The sequence below is a fragment of the Paraburkholderia xenovorans LB400 genome, from assembly GCF_000013645.1.
In the GTDB taxonomy this organism is placed as follows: Bacteria; Pseudomonadota; Gammaproteobacteria; order Burkholderiales; family Burkholderiaceae; genus Paraburkholderia; species Paraburkholderia xenovorans.
Genome location: NC_007953.1, coordinates 1,297,661 through 1,316,985, shown reverse-complemented (window position 1 = coordinate 1,316,985; position 19,325 = coordinate 1,297,661). Strand labels below are relative to the sequence as shown.

Sequence of the window (19,325 nt, the reverse complement as noted above, 5' to 3'; positions counted from 1 at the left end):
CTACCGGTTCGCAAGCTTCCATTCTCCATTCGCATCGCGGCACGCGCGGGACGTCTGCTCGTACGTCTTGCCCTCTTTCGTGTAGGTCTCGGTGAATTGCCGGCAAGTCTGCGCGCTCGCCGATTTCGTATAGCCGTTCAGCGGTTTGATCGCCCCCGAGTTGCCGGTCTTCGGGTTGTGCCACTGTCGCGGACGATTGTCCTGCGAAGTCTGCAGCGCCTGTTGCAGCGCGGCTTCGCGCGCCTCGCGGTCGCGCTCGTCCAGCTCGTGACCAATGACGCCGCCCAGCAGACCGCCCGCGAGTCCGCCGGCCACAATCGCGCCCGCGCTGCCATGACTGAACAGCCCGCCGAGCGTAGCGCCGGCGCCCGCGCCGAGCAGCGCGCCGCCCGTGGTCTTGTCTATTCCGCCGGAACCGTTGCTGTCCGCGCAGCCCGTCAATGTCGCGCCGGTCATGACCGTGCAGGCGATTGCCAAGAGCCAGTTATTCATCACCTATCTCCTTGTTTTAACCAGACGGGATCGCCGGCTTCGCTACATTGCCCACACCCCGGCATGCGCGCGCCTCGCCTGCTGTTCGGCGGCAGCATATTCGGCGGGCGCTCCGTCGCGCGCGCGTGCCCAGCCGCTGCGCACCGCGTGCTCCGCGACGTCTTCGCCGTTTGCCAGACACTGGTACGTGCTGCCCTTCGCGTAACACAGGACGTGGCCGCCTTTGCTCTTCAGATAACGTTGCATGGCCTGCGCGGGCCGCCCGTCGTCTCCGCGAATCGCGAACAGATTGACGATCTTTCCGGACACGATCAGCGCACCGGAGTCGAGCACCTGATCCACGTGGCCGTCGATATCCGGCGTCGCGGGCTGCACTGCGGTGCCGCCGGACGGTGGGTTGGCGTTGACCGCCGCCTGGGGCGTGAGAGCGGGAGCGGGCGTCGCGGACGATACCGAAGGACCGGCGGGGCCAGCAGGCGGCGATTGCGGCTGGTTGCTGACGAGTTGCTGGTTAGCGTTGCCGGTATTGGCGAGCGGGGCCGGCGTGGGCGTGGGTGAAGGCGCCGCAGCCGGAGCCTGCGGAAGTGCGGGCGCAGGTGCCGGGGCAAGTGCAGGCGTAGCTGCAAGGGCGGGCGCAGATACGGGCGCGGGTGTGGAATCGGAATGGCCCGCGAATCTTGCCGCGACGAACCCTGCGGCGACCAATGCGACGCACGCCCCGGCGACAACCGGAACGACGCGAGAGGGGCGGCGTCCCCGCTCCGTTTGCGGTTGCGCGCCCGGGGTCGACGCGGACGGCGCTGTGCGAGCCGGCGCACCCGTCCGGGCGGGTGCCGATGCCCGCGCTGCCGGCCGCGCTGCCGGTTGCTCGCGGGTATCCGCGGCGCCGGCCGTTGCCGGTTTCGTGTCGGCGGATGCGTCGCCGACGAAGGCCATACGGCTCTCAACCATCCGCTTGACCTGCTCGGCCAGCTTCGCGAGATTCGTGTCCCAGTCCTCGAACAGATCGAGATATTGCCGAATCGTCAGTTGATAGCGGAAAGCCCCGGAAGGCAGCACGTTTTCGATACGCACGGGCATCACGGGCATCTTGTATTCGCCTGCGAGCACCAGTTCCTTTTTTACTTCGTCCGAGTTATTGGCGTTGGCGGAAAACACCAGCACCATCACACTCGATGTTTCCAGCGCCTTCACGATCGAATCCGCGAAGTCGGCGCCGGGCGCGACGTCGCGCGACGAGATCCAGCAGGACAGGCCGCGCAGCTCCAGCCCATGTCTGAGCTTGTCTGCGGCGATGCAGTCCTTGGAGGAAAAGCTGATGAACGCGTCGTAGCCCATGAATAAAAATCCGGACAACCACTCCAATTTTGCGCGGCATCGATATCTGGGCCTGCTGCCCACACGCTTCGATTTCTCGTCGAACGATGTCTGTTACCCGCGCACGTCAACCGGAAGCTACGGGCGCAATACCGTTTCTCATTCTCGGTAAGCGGCTCTTTCCGTATGTGCGCTAACGCACATACGCAGTCATTGAAGGTTTAAAACTGACGGAACTTTTCACCGGGCCGAATCGCCGCGTGATGGGTGCGGATAGGGCGCACCGCACATACGGAGACAGAATCGCGCCTACTAAATACCGCGTTAGCAATCGCTTCGTCAGCTTTGCCGGCCTTTCCCGACGGGGCGACGACAGCATGCGCTGAAGTGCGATCGCGCCTTTTTTGCCGGAGACAGCGACATGGCGGAGTCTGAGTCGGGTGTGCGAAGCGAACTGGGCGCCACGCCGGGACGCATGGCAAAAGCATGCGCAACCGCGAGCCGCCCGGTGCCCGGCCTGCGGGTGGGTGTCACGGGACATCGCAAGCTCCCGTTCGCCGACCTTGCGCTTCTCGATGCGACGGTCGGGAAAATCCTTGATGCGATTGCGGACACCCTGAACGCGCTCGCGAGCGATCGCGCATTGCACCGGTTTTACCAGCAGGAGAAGCCCGTTCTGCGGATGGTTTCGCCGCTCGCGCCGGGCGCGGACCGCGTGGTTGCGCGCCAGGCCGTTGCGCGCCAGTGGCTGCTTTCGGCACCGTTGCCGTTCCCGCAGCAGGAATACGAAAAGGACTTCGTTGACAGTGTCGACGAGTTTCGCAGCCTGTTGGCACAGGCAAAAGCGATCGGCGAGGTGGCCGAACTCGACGGACGGCGCGAAGCGGAAGGCGCCGCCTATTTCGAGGCGGGACACTTCGTGCTGCACCATTGCGACGTGCTGATTGCCATATGGGACGGTCTCGAAGCGGCCGGGGAAGGCGGCACTGGCGAGATTGTGGAAACGGCAACGAGGCTCGGTTTGCCGGTCGTTCATATCGATTCGGCTGCGCCGCACGCTGTCGAACTGCTGTTTGACCCGCTTCCGGGCGAAAGCGGCCGCAGCCTGACGATCGAGGAGATCGTTCGCCTGATCGTGGTGCCGGCGTGGCCGCGAGGCTCGCTCGGCTCAACCAGCAAACGCCATCACCACAAGGCCGCCGAGACGTATTTGTGGGACGAACCGGAGAGCGTGTGCGCCGATGGCACGGAGCTGTCGCGTGCGGGTTTGAAGGCCACGCCTTTGACATGGCTGAGCCGCATTTTTCCATTCTTGCAGCGATGTGTGGCGGGCGTGGACGCATCGTCTTCCATCGCCGTGGAAGAGAACCCGCCGGCAGTCGCCGGCAGCCAGGCCGCGCAGACATATGTCGCCCACTTCCGGAGATCCGATGCATTGGCCACCCACTACGCGAACATACATCGGAGCGCTTTTGTGCTGATTTATCTTGTGGGCTCGATATCGCTCGTCGCTGCATTCACGGCACTTTCCTTTAAAGTCATGCACCAGGACCAGTCGGGATTCGACGTTGGGGCGATCTTCGTGGAACTGGGCGCCCTTGTCATTGTTCTTGCTCTCGTGTTGGCGGAACGGCGGTGTCGCTGGCGGGAACGATGGCTCGATTACAGAACGCTCGCGGAGCAGTTTCGGCAGGCGGATTTGCTGGCGGCAATTGGAGGCTCGGAGCCGTGCGGGTGCATGAACCTCAATAGCGAGATTCACCCGATGCGCGGCTGGGTGCCATGGTTCGTCGCTGCGGTGACGCGCTCGGTCGGAATAGTCGGCGCACGATATGACGCGACCTACCTCTGCGGCATCCGCGACCATACAGTCAGGCAAAGATTGCGCGACCAGATTGCCTACAACGAGGCCGCGGTGCGCCGTAACGCAAAGATAGGCAAACGTCTTCGGCTGATCAGCGAGCTTCTCTTCTGGGGAACCGTGGGCGCGGTCTGTATCGAGCTTTTCTGGCCGGGCGCACGGCACGTTGCCTTGTGGGGCTGGCTAGCCGGTATCTTCCCTGCCGCGGGCGCCGCAGGTTTCGGCATCCGCAATCAGGCCGAATTCGAGATCGTCGTCCATCGGTCGGCACGGCTCATCGGACTGCTGGCGATAGAGAAGGCGAATATGGAAAAACTCACGGGCGACCGGCTCACCAGCAAATCCCTGCGCCGGGCGGTGCAGAAAAGCGCGCATATCATGCAGGACGATTCGCGCGCGTGGGCGGAGATTTTCGAGGTCAAGGAATCGGAAGTTGTTTAGCGCGGGCGTCGCGTTGCGTTGCGGTAACGTGACGCCCAGGCACGAGTGCCGGGATTACGACGGCGTTGTCGCGGCGAGGCGAGCAGACGTGTGATCCGGACGTCTGAGTCGTTGCCTCGTACGCGTACGTCTGGCCTTGTCCCGTCAATTCTCCTGTACTGCACAGATCATCTATTGATTAGACGCCGTGCTATTGCCGTTCCGGTTCGCATAACAATCGTGTTTGCCCTGCGACCGCCGTGGATCGACGGACGACGCATACGCGCATACGCATATGTGCATTCTAATGAACGGATTGCGATAACTGGACTGTCTTTCCAGAGACATGGCATCACCAGGTTGCTAGAAAAGCAGTCATGCGGCCCATGAGCCCGGCTCATCTCCAGCGAGGGCGTGAGCGCGATATTAGCTTCCCTCTCCAGAACAAACGCTAAAGAAACATGTACTTAAGCTTTAATCTTGAATGAAGATAAGTATCTTGGAATATCCCATTAGGTCGCGCCCGCTCACTGATATCTAATCTATCCGGCATGACAGGTTACGGAGCGGAAAGCCTTGTTGATGAATAAACAGGGAATTACGCGTCCTTCGATTCCAGCATATTTATAAGCGATCTGGGTGGCGAATGCACGTCGTTGATCGTTTGAATTACAGGTATGGTCACATACCGGCCGGGGAAGTCCAAAGTGAGTACGTTTCGATTCAGCCATTTCTGACGGCCCTGAGATGAACACCTTACTCACTGCCGTTTTCGACATCGTGTCATTTGCATCGGTGCTCGTGCTCGTCGTTTTAGGATTGGGCGTCATCGCGAGCCTTATGGGTATATTCAATTTCGCTCATGGAGAATTCGTTCTTCTGGGGGGGTATATCCTTTTTCTTGTCCAGCGTGCGGGATATCCGTCATGGCTGGGCATTCTGCTTGCCCCAGTTGTCGTTGGCCTGCTCGGCTGGGGCGTTGAACGCCTGGTTGTCCGTCGTTTTTATGACGAACCCGTCGGCGCGATGCTGGCGACTTTTGCGCTTGGCCTGATCATTCGAGAATCGGTTCGCTATGCGCTCGGCGGCAACTATTTTCAAGTAGCCGAACCGATTAGCGGTTCATATGTGCTTGGTTCTCTACATTTCTCCACTTGGCGCATATTCCTGATCGGCGCCGCGATCGCTATCGTCGCGGCAAGCTGGCTGTTGCTGAGGTGCACGCGCCTTGGACTGCTGGTGCGGGCGACGCTGGAAAATCCGTCGTTAACGCGAGCCAGCGGATTTTCGACAGCGAGCTTTTATACCGCCGCATTCGTCTTCGGCTCGGCTCTGGCCGGGCTCGCTGGGGCATTGATCGTGCCCAGTTTCTCGCTCTTCGCAGATCTCGGAACCCGGTTTTTGATCCAGGGGTTCATCTCGGTACTGACCGGTGGGATCGGCACGTTCGAGGGGCCGCTCGCGGGCGCTTTTGCCGTAGGCGGACTGAGCGCCGGTCTTCCGTGGCTGATTTCTCCTGTGTTGTCGGATGTACTCGTGTTTGTTCTGGCCATTCTTTTTGTGAAATTCCGGTCTGATGGCCTTCTCGTAATCAAAAGGAAGTGACTATATGAATAAGTCGAAACTACGCGCGCCTGCTTCGCTGACCAACGTATCACGCAGGCGATGGCTCTCACGCATGGGTTGGGCGGCGGCCGCCATATCGACCGGGCCGGGGAGCTGGGTCATTCCGGCCGCATGGGGTGCGGATGCCGGACCGATCAAGCTTGGACTTGCAACTGATATTACCGGTGCAATCTCATACGCCGGCGGCGCCGATGCAAACGTCGCCAGGCTTCTCGTCAAACAGATCAATGCGGCGGGCGGCCTGCTCGGACGGCCCATCGAGCTTTATATTGAAGACACCGCTTCCAACGAGACGATCGCCGTCGCGAATACGCGCAAGCTTATCCAGCGGGACAAGGTGGACATTGTTATCGGTGGCGTAACCAGTGCGACGCGCAACGCGATCAAGGATGTCATTGTCAATCGTGGCCGCACGCTCTATATCTATCCGCAGCTTTATGAGGGCGGGGAGAATACGCCGTATCTCTTCGTGACCGGGCCGACGCCGGCGCAACAGCTGGACCCGCTGATACCGTGGTTGATCGCCAACGGCGGTAAGCGCTTCGCACTGCCGGGCGCCAATTACGTCTGGCCTCATCAGCTCAACGCCTATGCGCGCAAGGTGATTCAGGAACACGGCGGCGAGGTCGTCCTCGAAGAGTACTATCCGCTGGACCAGGTCGACTATGGCTCGACGGTCAATCGCATCATCAATGAGAAAGTCGATGTCGTACTAGCCACTATCATTCCTCCTGGCATCGGGCCGTTCCTCAAGCAACTGCATACGGCGGGCTTTCTTGCTCGTGGCGGTCGTCTATCCGTTCCATACTACGACGAAAACACGCTCGGCATTAGCCCGAAAGAAGATATCGAAGGTTTGGCAACCAGCCTCGACTATTTTCATGCAGTCACCGCTACCGATCCTGTCAGCGCAAGAATTCAGTCGGAATACGACAAGGCCTATCCGAATTCACGTTACCTGCTGGCCGCCGGTAGCGCGGCAACCGGTACCTATCGGGCAATCAAGCTGTGGGAGGCTGCTGTCACGGAAGCGCATTCGGTTGAACGTGACCCGGTAGCTGCCGCACTCGATCACGCGAAGATTGCCGAGGGGCCAGGCGGTCCCGCCGAGTTCGTGCCGGGACAGCGTCATGTCCGGTTACGCATTTACACGGCCGAGGCAAAGAGCGGTTCATATCAGATCGTGCAGCGTAGTCCCGGCCTGCTTGATCCGAAGCCTTTCGCGACTTGATGCGATGATGACTGCGCGGATCATTCCCCGGCTGCAATGGGCAGCGCTTGTGGTCGCAGTCGTGGTGCCTTTCGTGCTGAGCGATTACCTCACGGTATTCGCAACGAAGGTGCTGATTCTGTCGCTGCTTGCACTGAGCTTCGACCTCGTCTGGGGATACGCCGGCATCCTGAGTTTTGGCCAGGCGCTGTTCTTTGGTGGCGGCGGTTACGTAGCTGCGGTTCTGGCGCGCGACTACGGCGTCAATGCCGCCATCGTTGCCTTGCCGGCAGCTATTCTCGCCGGGGCCCTGCTCTCTGCGGTCGTGGCTGGCGTGGTCGTCCTCGGGAAATCGGCAACCCAGATTTTTATCGCGCTAGGAACGATGACTGCCTCGTATGCGGCTTACCGCCTGGCGATTAGCTGGTACTACCTCGGTGGGCAGAACGGCATTTCATCACTGCCGCTGCTCAAGACGGGAAGCTACGAATTCGACGAAGGACCACGCTTTTACTATCTGGCATTGGCTCTGCTCATCGTCATTTATGCGGTGAGCCGCTTTCTTGTTCGTTCTCAGCTCGGCCTGGCACTCACCGGCATTCGGGAGAACGTACGGCGGATGGTCTTCCTCGGTTATCGCGTCAATGTCTTCAAAGCGGCTGTTTTCGTCTTTTCCGGTGCGATCGCCGGGCTTGCTGGAGGACTGACTGCCTTTCACGAGGGTTTCATCGGCCCTGGCTCGTTGGGCACCGTCCTTTCCACTCAGGCTGTGCTTTACAGTCTGTTGGGAGGCAGCGGCACACTGATCGGTGCGGTGTTCGGCGCAGTGATCATCGAAACGCTGGGGTTCGGCCTGAGCGATCGCCTGCCTGAACTTTGGCCTGTATTGCTGGGCATCATTCTGCTGCTACTGATCATCTATCGGCCACAGGGATTGATCAGCCTGATCGTATCCGTCAGGGAGCGCACAGGGGCGTTCGGCTGGCTTCGGGGGAAACCGAGGCGATGACGACGCTACTGGACGTGCGTGGATTGCGCAAACACTATGGCCCGTTCACGGCACTTAACGGCGTGGATTTATCTATTGCGCCAGGCGAATTTCATGGGCTGATCGGGCCGAATGGATCGGGCAAAAGCACGCTGCTCAAATGTCTCGCCGGTGCAGAGATACCGAGCTCCGGCACGGTGGCGTTCGACGGCGTCGACGTCTCGACATTGCCACCGGCACGACGCGCGCGGCGCGGAATCAGTCTGAAGTTTCAGATCACCAGTGTCCTGCCTCAGCTTAGCGCCTATGAAAACGTGCAGCTCGCCGCCCAGGCTCATGCGGGCTTCTTTCAGTTGCTCCTGTCGCAGGTTCGGCACGATACCGCGGTCACGGTCGAACAGCTGTTGAATCAATTCCGGCTCGCGGATGTTGCCGACACGCCAGTGGCAGAGCTCTCGCACGGACATCAGCAATGGCTGGAAATCGCGATGGCGCTCGCAATCCGTCCGCGCCTGCTCATTCTGGACGAGCCGACTTCGGGCATGAGCGTCGAGGAGCGCCGGGTGACAGGCGAATTGCTGAGCTCATTGAAGCGCGATGGGTGTTCACTTCTCATCGTCGAACACGATCTCGAGTTCATTCGCGATCTATGCCATGCAATCACCGTACTGGATCAGGGTGAGGTCGTGGCAACGGGTTCGGTCAGCGAGATTCAGGCCAATCAGAAAGTCAGGGAGGCCTATCTTGGCTGACGACGGAATCTTGCTGGACGCGCAAGGTATCAGCGCTGGTTACGGGCTTAGCCGTGTTTTGTTCGACGTCGATCTGCAAGTGCCTCGCGTTGGCGGAGTCACGATTCTTGGGCGTAATGGCGCGGGCAAAACCACCTTGTTGAAAACACTCGTCGGAGAGTTGCCTTTCCAGGGCGGCTCGGTCGAGTTGGCGGGCCTGCCGTTGTCCGGGCTGCGTACCCATGAGCGGATCAAAAGCGGTATCGGCTACGTTCCCCAGGAGGGCGGTGTATTCGCCGGGCTGAGCGTCCAGGAAAATCTCGAACTGGGTATCGCCCGACAACGCAGGCATGGTGACATTGCTCTCGCGTTCGCCTGGTTTCCCAAACTTCAGCAACGCCTGAAGCAGACCGCCGGAACGCTGTCGGGCGGCGAACGAAAAATGCTTGCCATTGCGCGCGCGCTGCTTGGCGCGCCGCGCATCCTTTTGCTGGATGAGCCGACCGAGGGGATGTGGTTCGGCGTCATAGATGAGATTGCAGAACAACTGGTGCAACTAGCGAGCCGCATTGCTGTCGTGACCGTCGAGCAGAACCTCGGACTGGCATGGAAGATAAGCGATCACGTTCATGTGCTGGATCGTGGCCGCATCGTGTTGTCCGGCCCAACTTCCCAGGTTCGCGAGGATCCTCGCCTCCTGCAATTACTGGCGCCTTAGCGGTTCTTTCTAAAGGAAACCTTATGTCTGCAGACGATCTTCATTACCTTCCACTTACAGTCCTGGCTGAACGCATCAGAACGAAGACCGTGTCTTCGCTGGAGGTCACGCAAACACAGCTCGACCGGATTGCCAGGCTGAATCCTGGCCTGCGTGCCTATGTCACCGTCACGGCGGACGTGGCTCTGGAACAGGCGCGCGCTGCCGACGAGGCCTTGGCGCGTGGGGACTATAAGGGACCGTTGCATGGAATTCCCATCGGCGTGAAGGATCTGGCGTGGACTCGAGGCATTCCAACCCAGTTCGGGTCCGTGGTTTATCGCGATCATATTCCGACCGAGGACGCAACGGTCGTTCGCAAGCTGCGTGAGGCAGGCGCGGTGTTGCTCGGCAAGCTCCAATTGACCGAGGGCGCATATTCTGAGCACCATCCCGAGATTCCTGCGCCGGTTAACCCGTGGCGAAAGGATCTCTGGCCCGGGGTTTCTTCCAGCGGCTCGGGCGTGGCGACTGCCGCTGGTCTCGCATATGGAACGCTTGGCACGGATACGGGAGGCTCCATTCGGTTCCCCGCGGGTGCCAACGGCGTCACGGGGCTCAAGCCGACGTGGGGACGGGTAAGCCGGTACGGCGCATTCGAGCTGGCCGCGACCCTCGATCACATTGGGCCGATCGCACGCACCGTCGACGATGTCGCTGCCATTCTTGGCGTGATTGCCGGCGTCGACGACCTCGACCCGACCGCGGCGGATAGACCTGTTCCCGACTATCTGACCGGCATTGACAAAGGTATTCGAGGGGTGCGAATAGGGATCGACAAGGCATGGAACGAACAGGGTACCGATCCCCAGGCCGCCACGGCCGTGAGCGATGCGATCGAGGTGCTGCGTCGTGCAGGTGCGGCGGTCGTCGACGTGAAGTTTCCGGATGCGGTGCAAAACAATCTTGACTGGATTCCGCTCGCGGGCGTGCAGACCGCGGTTGCGCATGAAGAGATATTTGCTAGCCGGAAAGCAGAGTATGGCCCGGTACTGGCCAATCTCATCCGCACGGGGCAAGCCCTCTCGGGTACGGATTATCAAAAGATCATCCTGCGACGCGAGGATTTTCGCGGACGCGTCGACCGGCTTTTCCGCGACATCGATCTGTTGATCGTGCCTTCTTACGGCGTCGCTGCACCGACCTACGCCACGCTTTCGCGCTTCATCGAAGAGCCGACGCTGGCTGAACGCCTGACCCGATACACGTTCCCGTTCGATGCGACCGGTCAGCCGACGCTTAGCCTGAACGGAGGATTCACCGACGACGGTGCCCCGGTCGGATTTCAATTAGTTGCGGCGGCATGGAATGAACCGCTGTTGCTCAGGGCTGGCCACACCTTCCAGCAGGAAACGGATTGGCATTTACGTCATCCCTCGTTGTGATGCCGGTTCGAATAGCGATCCAGCCTCGTGGCAACGAATAACGATGATCACCCTTCCAAACCAACGCTGCCGTAGTCCACCTGCGGAGGAATTTACGTTGCCCGGTCCATAGGATGCGACGGGTCTGTTGATTTGATTTAAAGACGATGGATAAGAATTGCAATGCAATTATTAAATCATTGATTAGGTATTCATAATTTATGGATAACAAAATGAAAGCAAATCTCGCACTGGGTAGGAAAGGCGGATTCATGGGGCTGCTGGCTGCTGGATGCATCATCAACCCTTCTGCACATGCGCAATCCAGCGTTACGCTTTACGGTATCCTGGACGAAGGTCTGACCTATACGAATAACCAGCATGGCAGTGGCGCATGGCAGGCGACCAATCAGAATGTTGACGGTACCCGATGGGGATTGCGCGGAACCGAGGATTTAGGCGGAGGATGGAAGGCCGTTTTCACGCTTGAAAACGGCTTCTCGCTGACAAATGGTGGCGCGGGATCGAGCAGTCAGCTGTTTAATCGCCAGGCTTTTGTCGGATTGGCTTCTGATGGTTACGGTTCGGTGACGCTGGGCAGGCAATATGATTCGGTTGTCGACTATCTGGGTGCGCTGGCACTAACCGGTACCGGGTACGGTGGTGTGCATTCCGCTCACCCGTTCGACAACGACAATCTCGACGACTCGTTCAGGGTGAACAACTCCGTCAAATATACCAGCGTGAACTACCACGGCCTGACCTTCAGCGGCCTTTATGGATTTTCGAACCAGGCCGGTGGATTTGCCGCAAACCGCGCTTACAGTGGGGGCGCTTCCTATGATTTTGGAGGTTTCCATCTGGCAGCGGCTTATCTGCAATTGAACAATTCCGGCGCCACTGTGGGATTCAACAGCGCCGGATCCGTAACGGGGGATGCAACGTTTAACGCGTCGCGGCAACGGACGTTCGGTGCCGCCGCGACTTATTCGTTTGACAAGGGCGGGGTTGGATTCCTGTTCACAGAAACCAGGCTCCAGAATGCCACGGGGATCAATGCATACGCGTCCGGCACTGCAAGCGGTATTGGTCTGTCGGGCGGAGATGTGCGGTTCGACAATTACGAGTTGAATGGACATTACAGTGTGACCCCAGCCATTACCCTGTCAGGTGGCTATACCTATACCGACGGTCGTCTGGATGGAATCAGTCCCAAGTGGAACCAGGTGAACTTTCTCGCGGCTTACGCATTTAGCAAGCGCACGGATGTCTACTTGCAGACTGACTGGCAGCACGTAAGCGGTCTGTCGGGGACGGGCATCGGCGCTGATCTCATTGGCCTTCCCGCATCGAGTACGAATCAGCAAGTCGCCGTATCGGTCGGGATTCGTCACTTCTTCTGATCGTAAGGGAGCGTTGATCCGGGAATATGCGCTGTCGCAATCGGGTGCATATGACCGGGCGACGTTGAAGACACAGATAAACCAGGTTGTGTTGCCGGAATGGCTCTTCCTCAAAAACAGCTGGCAGGCGTGTCAATATCCCGGGTGCCGACGATGCGCCGGAGTGTCCTCAATTGCACGATCCCAAGCCCGCGCGGCCTATCGCAGCGGATACCGGGGCGATTATCGCTGCGAAAGATGTCACGGAGTGCTGTAAGGCACAGAGAGATCTGGCTCGACGTGTTCAATATGAAACGCGTGGGCATAACGACCACGGGCGATTGCGGGGCATGAGAACGGCGAAAATCTGAAGCGTTACGAATCTTCTTCCTTTGGCAGTTCATCGTGTGCGTCGTCCTTCGGAGTGCGCCGCAACTCTGCGAGTTCCCCGGAGCGCGCCAGGCGAGCCCGAACCACATTGCGATTCACGCCGAGTAATCGTGCCGTTTCGCTCTGGTTGTAGTGGCAATAACGAAATACCTCGTTGACCGTTGTCTTCTCAATCAGTTGATCCAGATCGTGCACGCGCTCGTCACACAGCGCGCGTATCGCCCGACCAAGAAGCTCGAGGCCGTTGCCGCCCTGCGTTGCTGGAACTTGTATGGCTTTTTCAGGCTCGTGCCGCACATTGTGTCGCACTGGAAAGCGCAGCTTGGCTGAATCGATTGCACCGCCGTCCAGTCCCAGCATCGTGCGATGAATAACATTCTCAAGTTCCCGTACGTTGCCAGGCCACGGGTAGTTCACCAGCGCCTGTTCGGCGTCCGGTGTCAGCGTTCCGCCCGAATAATTGAGCTGGCGACTATATTCTTTAATAAAGTATCGGGCCAACGGAATGATGTCGCCGGGTCGTTCGCTGAGGCGCAGTATGTCCAGGGTCACGACGTTGATGCGATAGTAAAGATCCTCGCGAAACTTTCCTGAGGAAACAAGCGCTTCGACTTCCGAGGTGGTCGAGGCCAATACCCGAATATCGATCGCAATACCCTTATGTCCACCCAGACGCAGGACTTCCTTGTCCTTGAGCACTCTGAGCAGTTTGGTCTGTATCGGTATATTTAAATCGTTGATCTCGTCGAGATAGAGCGTGCCTCCGTTGGCCTCCTCGAAGCGACCCGTTTGCGTGCCGAATGCACCTGGAAAGGCCCTGTTTTCATGACCGAATAATTCCGCATCGATGAGCATCTCGGAAAATGCGCCGCAGGTTACCGTCACAAACGGGCCGTGGCGGCGCAGACTGCGACTATGGATGTAGCGTGCGATCAGTTCCTTGCCTGTACCCGTCTTGCCGCTAATCAGAACGCTCGCATCACTCGGCGCGATCTGCTCGATTTCGGCGAGCAGGGCCTTCGAATGAGGATCTTCGAAGATCCAGTCCGTAGTCGGAATCCTGGCGTTCGATCCAGGAGGTGTAGGCCAAAGCGATGAGATAGACATGGGTTCTATTCAAGAATAGAAAGATGGCGTAGGCAGTTCGTCGTTCAAAGCCCACTCGCCAATCTCCTGCAGCTTGTAGTCGATTGGGTCATGCAAGGTTTGCGTGCGGAGATTGCGCCAGAAGCGATCAAGTCGCAGGGCACCATGCGTAGCCCGAGCGCCAGCCACGTCGAAAAGCTGGCTGCTCAAATCGAGTCCGCTGCGCGTAGCCGCTATCTTGGCGGTGGCTATGGCAATCGCCACGTGGCCGCGCGCCTCGGCATTGAGCGCTTCCCCGCGCGCCCACGCCTCATCGAATAAACGAGTGGCATGCTGAAGCAGCAGTCGGGCGCCTTCCAGCTCAACCCAGAACTCTCCGTAATGCCGTAGCACATGTTGATCTTTGTTTGCATGGGATGCAGGAGAACTGAACCATGGCCGCGTTTCATGCACGGTATAGTGCTTGATTTCTGCAAACACGCCTTCTCCAATGCCTTGGAAAAGATGTGCGAAGATCAGTTGCGCGAGCAATGGACGAAGTGATGCGAAGGGTGTACTCAACGGCCCTGGGTCGAGTAGCAGTTCGCTTTCCTCGACTCGCACTTTCTCGAACAGGGCGCTGCCACTGTCGGTTTGACGTTGGCCAAAGCTGTTCCAGTCATGATGTAAGGTGATGCCCGTGCGTGAACTTGGAATGGCAGCGATCAGTAATTTTCCGCTTGTCTCTTCGAAACCGGAGGCGATAAGCATTTCAGAATCAAGGGCGCCCGAGCAGAAGCTCTTTTTGCCAGAGAAATCGTACCAGTTATCGAATTTACGGACGATGGTACGAGTGTCGAGCGGATTCAGCGCGTTGCCCCAGAACCATTCATGGCGCGCGGTTTGCGTGAACCAGGGTTCCCACTGATCGGGACGTGCGAACAACCTGACTGTCGCAAGCAGAAGATGGTGGAAGCCGTAGACATGCGCAATCGAGCTGTCGATTCGTGCAAATTCCCTGACGGTATCCAGGGTCTCTATCCAGCTCGCCCCCAAGCCGCCGTACTGCGTGGGAATTGAAAGTGTCAGCAGCCCGCTCTTGCGCAACGCGTCGCGCTCTTTCTTGGGCGTACCGCCACGCTCATCGCGCTCCACTACGCTGGCAGCGAAGCTATGCACTAGCGTCTCGACCGTTCGTCGGATCGATGTCGGATGAAGTTCTACCGGTGCTGACATGATTTTTGGTGATTCCGCGTCTCTAACGAGATTCAAAAGTAGAAACGACCTGGTCGGCTGCGGTGGCTTGCGCAGTCGGTGCGGGGGTTTCCTGGGGCAAGCATGACGGCGAGTTCGGGAGGCGAAGGGCGCAGGACTTGCCATGCGGTAATCGCTAAGGTTTTCCCGCGGGCTGACACGCCCGTCGGCAGCACTTACGACTGGCAAAAGCCGAACTGAGGTCGTCAATGAGAGCGATAACAATTGCAGGACGTGAGTCACCTCCTGTTGTGCATAGAGACGGGCGCTGCTCACGAGCTAACGCGTACCACAGACCCGCGCGCGTGAGGGTCCGATAAACTGCCGTGGACGGTGGCAAGATTTATTGTTCGAGGCATAATCGTTGGACATTGCATCGGGGTGTTCAGTCTGCAGTGTGGAAGACGAATGTCTTCGCCCCTAATATTGATATTTTCGATGCTTATTCGGTTAGCGAGGATGGCTGTTAATCCATTGGTGTTGCTGGTTTTCGCTTCGGCAGCAAACCGGAAACGGACATATAAAAGATCACGATTAAACTGAGGTCGGGAAAGGCAACTGTTGGTATCGCAACAATTTGCTAATAGCCTGTCCCGGACGGGGCAGGCTACATGCCCCAAGGTCGCTCAGTTGGGCAATGGCGAGTGCATGAGTCGAGACGCCGGCGGACATCGAATCTGTTGCGATACGGCAGCCGTGATGAGTGGCTGCCGGTACAATAAATTCGATGCCCGATTTGCGGCAAAATCCGACAAGGCGCGCGAGCGATTGGCCGCCCTGGTCCCCAGCATCAGCAATATCGAACCCGGCGATACCTCTATTCGCTGGGCGGCTAAGGCTCTCTCCCAACGTGCGTTAATCTTCGCAGGACCAGCCAGACGCGCAGACGCGCCAGACCGTGCTGGGAATCGCGTGCCTTCCGCCAGGATCAATAGTTATAACCCGGCCCCGGATCGGTGAGCGGATTCGGGTTGATCAGTAGTGTCCCGTCCAGACTCTTGATGACCGCAGTGGCTGCATTCAATCCCGTAGTGATCGCGCCTTCGGTCCAGCCGCCATGAAATGAATAGCTTTCGCCAGCAAAGTACAGGTAAGGATCGGTCGAGGGATTGTTGGCGAGTAGATAGTTGTAGTAGAGCTGTTGCGTCAAGATGTCGTCGCCGGGGAAATTGAACTTGAACGCACCGTATTGATACGGTTCGTTTTCCCATGCAATGACCTTGACGTAGGTGTCGTAGTCGTTGTTGATGGGAACAATTTGCTCCGCATAGTCCGGGTTGATCAATGCGACGTCCTGCAGCAGCCGCTTGACCAGCGTCTGCGGGTCCTGTATCCCGAGTAGCTTGACCGAATCGTCTTCCCACGTGTAGCTCAAAATGACGACCCCGGGATCGGCGGGATTGCCGGGCGAGTAGTCGAGAAAGTAAACGCCGCGCACCAGTTTGTCGGTCTGGATATTGGCGGGCAGACCGGGTGTGTTCAGCCAGAACTTGTTTTTCGTCATGACGATGACCTTCGACGAACTTGCCGAGTGCAATTCGCTCAGCGCGCCGTAGGTCTGCGGCGTTACCGGAGCACCCGGTGCGAGCCCTATGCTGATCTGCGCCGAGCGATGACTCGTTGCCACGATCGCGCGGGAGAACTTCTGAGTCGTACCCTTGATTGTCAGCGCGACGACGCCCGAACCCGAATCGACTGACACGCCTGTGACGGGAGTGCCAAGCTTGATCAGATTGCCGAGGGGAACGCCGTTAAACGACGCCTGCTTGAACGCCGTCGCGAGTGACTCGATGCCGCCGAGCACAAACTGCTGATCGGTCTCGAGACCGTCGATGACCATGCGTACGAGTTCGAGAAAGCCCAACGGATAAAGCGGACCGAAGCCACCGGATCCAAGGCCAAGAGCGCCAAAGAGTTGATAGTCGGCAGGATGCTGCCAGTTTGTGTTGCCAGGTGGGTTGGGGCCATTGAATATCTTGAACAAGCCCGAATAGAACGATTCGTTTTCGAAGACGTCAATGTACTTTTGCCAGGCGGTGTTTGCCGCGGCCAGGTTGCCCTGGGTCAGCAGGTCAGTAATGCTGTCGGGGGAGGCGAGCGTCACCCCGTCGACCGTCGCTCCGTTTGCGAGAAACGCGTTCCAGCCGTTGTAGACCGTATTGAAGATCGACGGTGGCGGACTGCCCGCAGCCCAGGAGTAGGTCTGGCCTTGATAGCTGATTGTCGTGTCTACGATGCCCGGATCGGGAAAATCGCCTGAAACAGGTATGCCGAAGGCGTTGAGATAGTGAAACAGCGCGAACTCGGTCGGCGGAAAGCGCATTGCTCCAAGTTCGGCGATAAATTCCGGCTGGTTGGCATTGAAGACCGCACTATAGGTTCGACCGCCCGATCGATTGCTCGCCTCGAATAGCGTCACGTTCGTCGCACCCGCGCGCAGCAGTTCGTAGGCCGCGGCCAGACCTGCCAACCCCGTCCCGATGATGGCGATGGGACTACTTGCCTGGCTGCCGGTCAGCTTGCCGATCGGCGAAGTGGCGAGCGCATTGGTGAACGTGGCGTAATCGAAAAGCGTATCGATGTAAGCACGTGGCGCGGGCGGCACATATGCCTCACCGCGAATACTCCGGGTTCTCAGGTTCGGAATGATGGCCATGAATTTTCCTGGTTGACTTCGTCAAATGGACGCGGCTCGTTGGTTTGCCGCGGTTTTTTCGCCACGGTATTCTCCGTGAGGAATTCGTTTCAAAGCGGCACCAAGTTTTTCAAGAATCGATGACGCGTGGCAAAGAATTTTTCAAACGATTCATATATCGGCGTTGCTAAATTGATTTCGAATGGCATCATCTATAAGAAAATCGATATCGATTTATTCGTGCGGTCCCGCGCCAAGCGGGCCATAGCCTGCCGCGCTCAGTGCCCGCAGTAACAAAATGGCGTGTGAGAACGGTGTCTCGCAACCAATTCGAACCGACGCGCGATGGCGCTTTTTATCAGGGTGAGCGTTAAGTTTTTCGTCGTGGTCTTTACGCCAGGTGTGCGTTGGCGTGCAGGCGGTTAGCAATTTGCTGGAATTCGGGCAGATTAAAATCGATTTGTGATTATCAGCATATCGGTGCCGAGCTGATTCAAGCGCGTACCGGTGCGGCCGCTAATTGAATCAGGATTTTTTCGATGCTTCCTGATATGGAATACGCATCGAATTATCCAGTAGGAAGGTGTCGTCAGTTGCGCGCTTCGCCGGTATTTCCGGTTCAGCCTGGGCTTGCGCGACATAGGGGAGTTGTTGCTTGAGCGACAAGTTCGCCGCCAGATTCGCCGGTGCGCTAAAAGGGCCGGGGCGCAAGCCAGACAGCACACGGCATCTGGACGAGATGTTCGCGACCTGGCGCGGCGCGCCGCATCGGTGCCGCGTCACTTGAGCGTGCCGGAATTCGCATCCCGCAGAGGCAACCCCTCTGAACAGGAGCACCTTTCGCGCGACACGCCCCGTCTACGTCTGCGCTCTCATAGCTGCAGGACCCGCACTCTCTCCGTACATCGCCATTCCACTTTCGGCCAGCACCTCGGTCAGTGACCGTCGCAGCAGATCGACGGGCCGCATAAGCCGGCCGGGAAGCGATCCATGAATGAACCATGCATCGATGCCTGAGTGAAAGTCCGAGGTCTCGACAATCCGTAGCAAAGAGCGATGGACGGAACGTTCCAGCAGATCCGGCGTGACCAGTCCAATGCCGATGCCGCGCGCGACCAGCGACAGCTGCAGTTCTGAGCCGAATGCTTCGACTGCGACCTTGAAGGGGAGTCCTGCTGCCTCGAGCGCCTGCCTGAGTGCCGAGCGCATTCCGCAGCCATCCTGATTGAGGACCCACTCGCGCTGCGACAAATCCGCCAGCGTCATCGGCGTATCGGGTAGACCGAGAGCGCGCGCCGCGACGATCACAGTCGGTAAAGATGCGAGGGGTATCGCGTGCAGCGTTTGGGGCGGAGAGAAGCTGGACGGCATCAGCACGATCGACACATCGAGCGACGCGCGTTCAACATCCCGCACGAGACCTGGCGACCAACCCGCTGTGACACGCAGCGTAAGCCGCGGAAAGACACTTCGCAGAAGATCCACCGGTTTTTCCAGTGCCACCTCGGCAAGAAATGGCGGCATGCCGATTCTCAACTCGCCGGCCGGCTCGCTGTCAGGCGATGCAAGCGACAACAGATCGTCCACCGCGCGCAACACAGTGCGTGCGAGCGCATACACCTCATTGCCCGCCGCGGTCGGTTTGAGCGGTTTGCTCTGGCGATCGAGCAGCTCGGCACCCAGCGTGCTTTCAAGGTTTTGCACGCGCCGTGTCAGGCCGGGCTGCGTGAGGTGGAGTTTTTCCGCGGCGCGCACCATCGAACCGCTCTCGATGACCGCGACGAACGCCTCCAGATCTCGCGTATTCAAAATTAACTCGCATAATCATTATCA

15 protein-coding genes are annotated in these 19,325 nt (G+C 58.6%); 8 read left to right on the top strand and 7 right to left on the bottom strand.

All coding sequences use genetic code 11. The features are described from left to right. Complete coding sequence (locus BXE_RS42585; RefSeq protein WP_011494345.1) at positions 1-492, bottom strand: RT0821/Lpp0805 family surface protein; 492 nt, start codon at positions 490-492, stop codon at positions 1-3. 42 nt (positions 493-534) lie between these two features. Next, a complete protein-coding gene (locus BXE_RS43625; protein ID WP_011494344.1) occupies positions 535-1,830 on the bottom strand; it encodes a toll/interleukin-1 receptor domain-containing protein in 1,296 nt (431 codons plus the stop codon). Positions 1,831-2,572: 742 nt separating this feature from the next. Here BXE_RS43625 and BXE_RS43620 point away from each other — a divergent pair. From BXE_RS43620 to BXE_RS42540, 8 genes are all read left to right on the top strand, one after another. Continuing rightward, positions 2,573-4,111 carry a DUF4231 domain-containing protein gene (locus tag BXE_RS43620; RefSeq protein ID WP_148223131.1) on the top strand — a complete coding sequence of 513 codons (1,539 nt, stop codon included), beginning with the start codon at positions 2,573-2,575 and terminating at the stop codon, positions 4,109-4,111. Between the two features lie 726 nt (positions 4,112-4,837). Further along, positions 4,838-5,695 (top strand): branched-chain amino acid ABC transporter permease, encoded by an 858-nt coding sequence (locus BXE_RS42570; protein ID WP_011494342.1) that lies wholly within the window; start codon positions 4,838-4,840, stop codon positions 5,693-5,695. A 4-nt stretch (positions 5,696-5,699) separates the two neighbouring features. Beyond that, a complete protein-coding gene (locus BXE_RS42565; protein ID WP_011494341.1) occupies positions 5,700-6,947 on the top strand; it encodes a substrate-binding protein in 1,248 nt (415 codons plus the stop codon). A gap of 4 nt (positions 6,948-6,951) precedes the next feature. Beyond that, a complete protein-coding gene (locus BXE_RS42560) occupies positions 6,952-7,935 on the top strand; it encodes a branched-chain amino acid ABC transporter permease (protein ID WP_011494340.1) in 984 nt (327 codons plus the stop codon). Then, positions 7,932-8,666 (top strand): ABC transporter ATP-binding protein, encoded by a 735-nt coding sequence (locus BXE_RS42555; RefSeq protein ID WP_011494339.1) that lies wholly within the window; start codon positions 7,932-7,934, stop codon positions 8,664-8,666. Before BXE_RS42560 ends, BXE_RS42555 begins: the two co-directional genes overlap by 4 nt. Next, positions 8,659-9,363: an ABC transporter ATP-binding protein gene (locus tag BXE_RS42550; protein ID WP_011494338.1), complete on the top strand. Its 705-nt coding sequence runs from the start codon at positions 8,659-8,661 to the stop codon at positions 9,361-9,363. The genes BXE_RS42555 and BXE_RS42550 overlap by 8 nt, the downstream gene beginning before the upstream one ends. A 23-nt stretch (positions 9,364-9,386) precedes the next feature. Continuing rightward, entirely contained in the window at positions 9,387-10,787 is a 1,401-nt protein-coding gene (locus BXE_RS42545; RefSeq protein ID WP_011494337.1) for an amidase, read from the top strand. 251 nt (positions 10,788-11,038) lie between these two features. Beyond that, positions 11,039-12,169, top strand: a complete 1,131-nt coding sequence (locus BXE_RS42540) for a porin (protein WP_011494336.1) — start codon at positions 11,039-11,041, stop codon at positions 12,167-12,169. Positions 12,170-12,523: 354 nt separating this feature from the next. Here the strand turns inward: BXE_RS42540 and BXE_RS42535 are convergent, their stop codons facing one another. From BXE_RS42535 to BXE_RS42520, 5 genes are all read right to left on the bottom strand, one after another. After that, complete coding sequence (locus tag BXE_RS42535; protein WP_011494334.1) at positions 12,524-13,645, bottom strand: sigma 54-interacting transcriptional regulator; 1,122 nt, start codon at positions 13,643-13,645, stop codon at positions 12,524-12,526. A gap of 9 nt (positions 13,646-13,654) precedes the next feature. Beyond that, entirely contained in the window at positions 13,655-14,839 is a 1,185-nt protein-coding gene (locus tag BXE_RS42530) for an acyl-CoA dehydrogenase family protein (RefSeq protein ID WP_011494333.1), read from the bottom strand. 946 nt (positions 14,840-15,785) lie between these two features. After that, positions 15,786-17,513, bottom strand: coding sequence for a flavin monoamine oxidase family protein (locus BXE_RS42525; protein WP_011494331.1), 1,728 nt, complete (start codon positions 17,511-17,513; stop codon positions 15,786-15,788). A 504-nt stretch (positions 17,514-18,017) separates the two neighbouring features. Then, positions 18,018-18,158: a hypothetical protein gene (locus tag BXE_RS48100; RefSeq protein WP_158340973.1), complete on the bottom strand. Its 141-nt coding sequence runs from the start codon at positions 18,156-18,158 to the stop codon at positions 18,018-18,020. Positions 18,159-18,350: 192 nt separating this feature from the next. Beyond that, positions 18,351-19,301: a LysR family transcriptional regulator gene (locus BXE_RS42520; RefSeq protein WP_011494329.1), complete on the bottom strand. Its 951-nt coding sequence runs from the start codon at positions 19,299-19,301 to the stop codon at positions 18,351-18,353. Between the last annotated feature and the right edge of the window lie 24 nt (positions 19,302-19,325).

What these genes read in the sequence shown, in the direction of transcription:
- BXE_RS42530 (WP_011494333.1), bottom strand. Translation starts at nt 14,839, where the DNA reads ATGTCAGCACCGGTAGAACTTCATCCGACATCGATCCGACGAACGGTC.
- BXE_RS42560 (WP_011494340.1), top strand. Translation starts at nt 6,952, where the DNA reads ATGATGACTGCGCGGATCATTCCCCGGCTGCAATGGGCAGCGCTTGTG.
- BXE_RS42525 (WP_011494331.1), bottom strand. Translation starts at nt 17,513, where the DNA reads ATGGCCATCATTCCGAACCTGAGAACCCGGAGTATTCGCGGTGAGGCA.
- BXE_RS42535 (WP_011494334.1), bottom strand. Translation starts at nt 13,645, where the DNA reads ATGTCTATCTCATCGCTTTGGCCTACACCTCCTGGATCGAACGCCAGG.
- BXE_RS42570 (WP_011494342.1), top strand. Translation starts at nt 4,838, where the DNA reads ATGAACACCTTACTCACTGCCGTTTTCGACATCGTGTCATTTGCATCG.
- BXE_RS42565 (WP_011494341.1), top strand. Translation starts at nt 5,700, where the DNA reads ATGAATAAGTCGAAACTACGCGCGCCTGCTTCGCTGACCAACGTATCA.
- BXE_RS42555 (WP_011494339.1), top strand. Translation starts at nt 7,932, where the DNA reads ATGACGACGCTACTGGACGTGCGTGGATTGCGCAAACACTATGGCCCG.
- BXE_RS42585 (WP_011494345.1), bottom strand. Translation starts at nt 492, where the DNA reads ATGAATAACTGGCTCTTGGCAATCGCCTGCACGGTCATGACCGGCGCG.
- BXE_RS42540 (WP_011494336.1), top strand. Translation starts at nt 11,039, where the DNA reads ATGGGGCTGCTGGCTGCTGGATGCATCATCAACCCTTCTGCACATGCG.
- BXE_RS42545 (WP_011494337.1), top strand. Translation starts at nt 9,387, where the DNA reads ATGTCTGCAGACGATCTTCATTACCTTCCACTTACAGTCCTGGCTGAA.
- BXE_RS43625 (WP_011494344.1), bottom strand. Translation starts at nt 1,830, where the DNA reads ATGGGCTACGACGCGTTCATCAGCTTTTCCTCCAAGGACTGCATCGCC.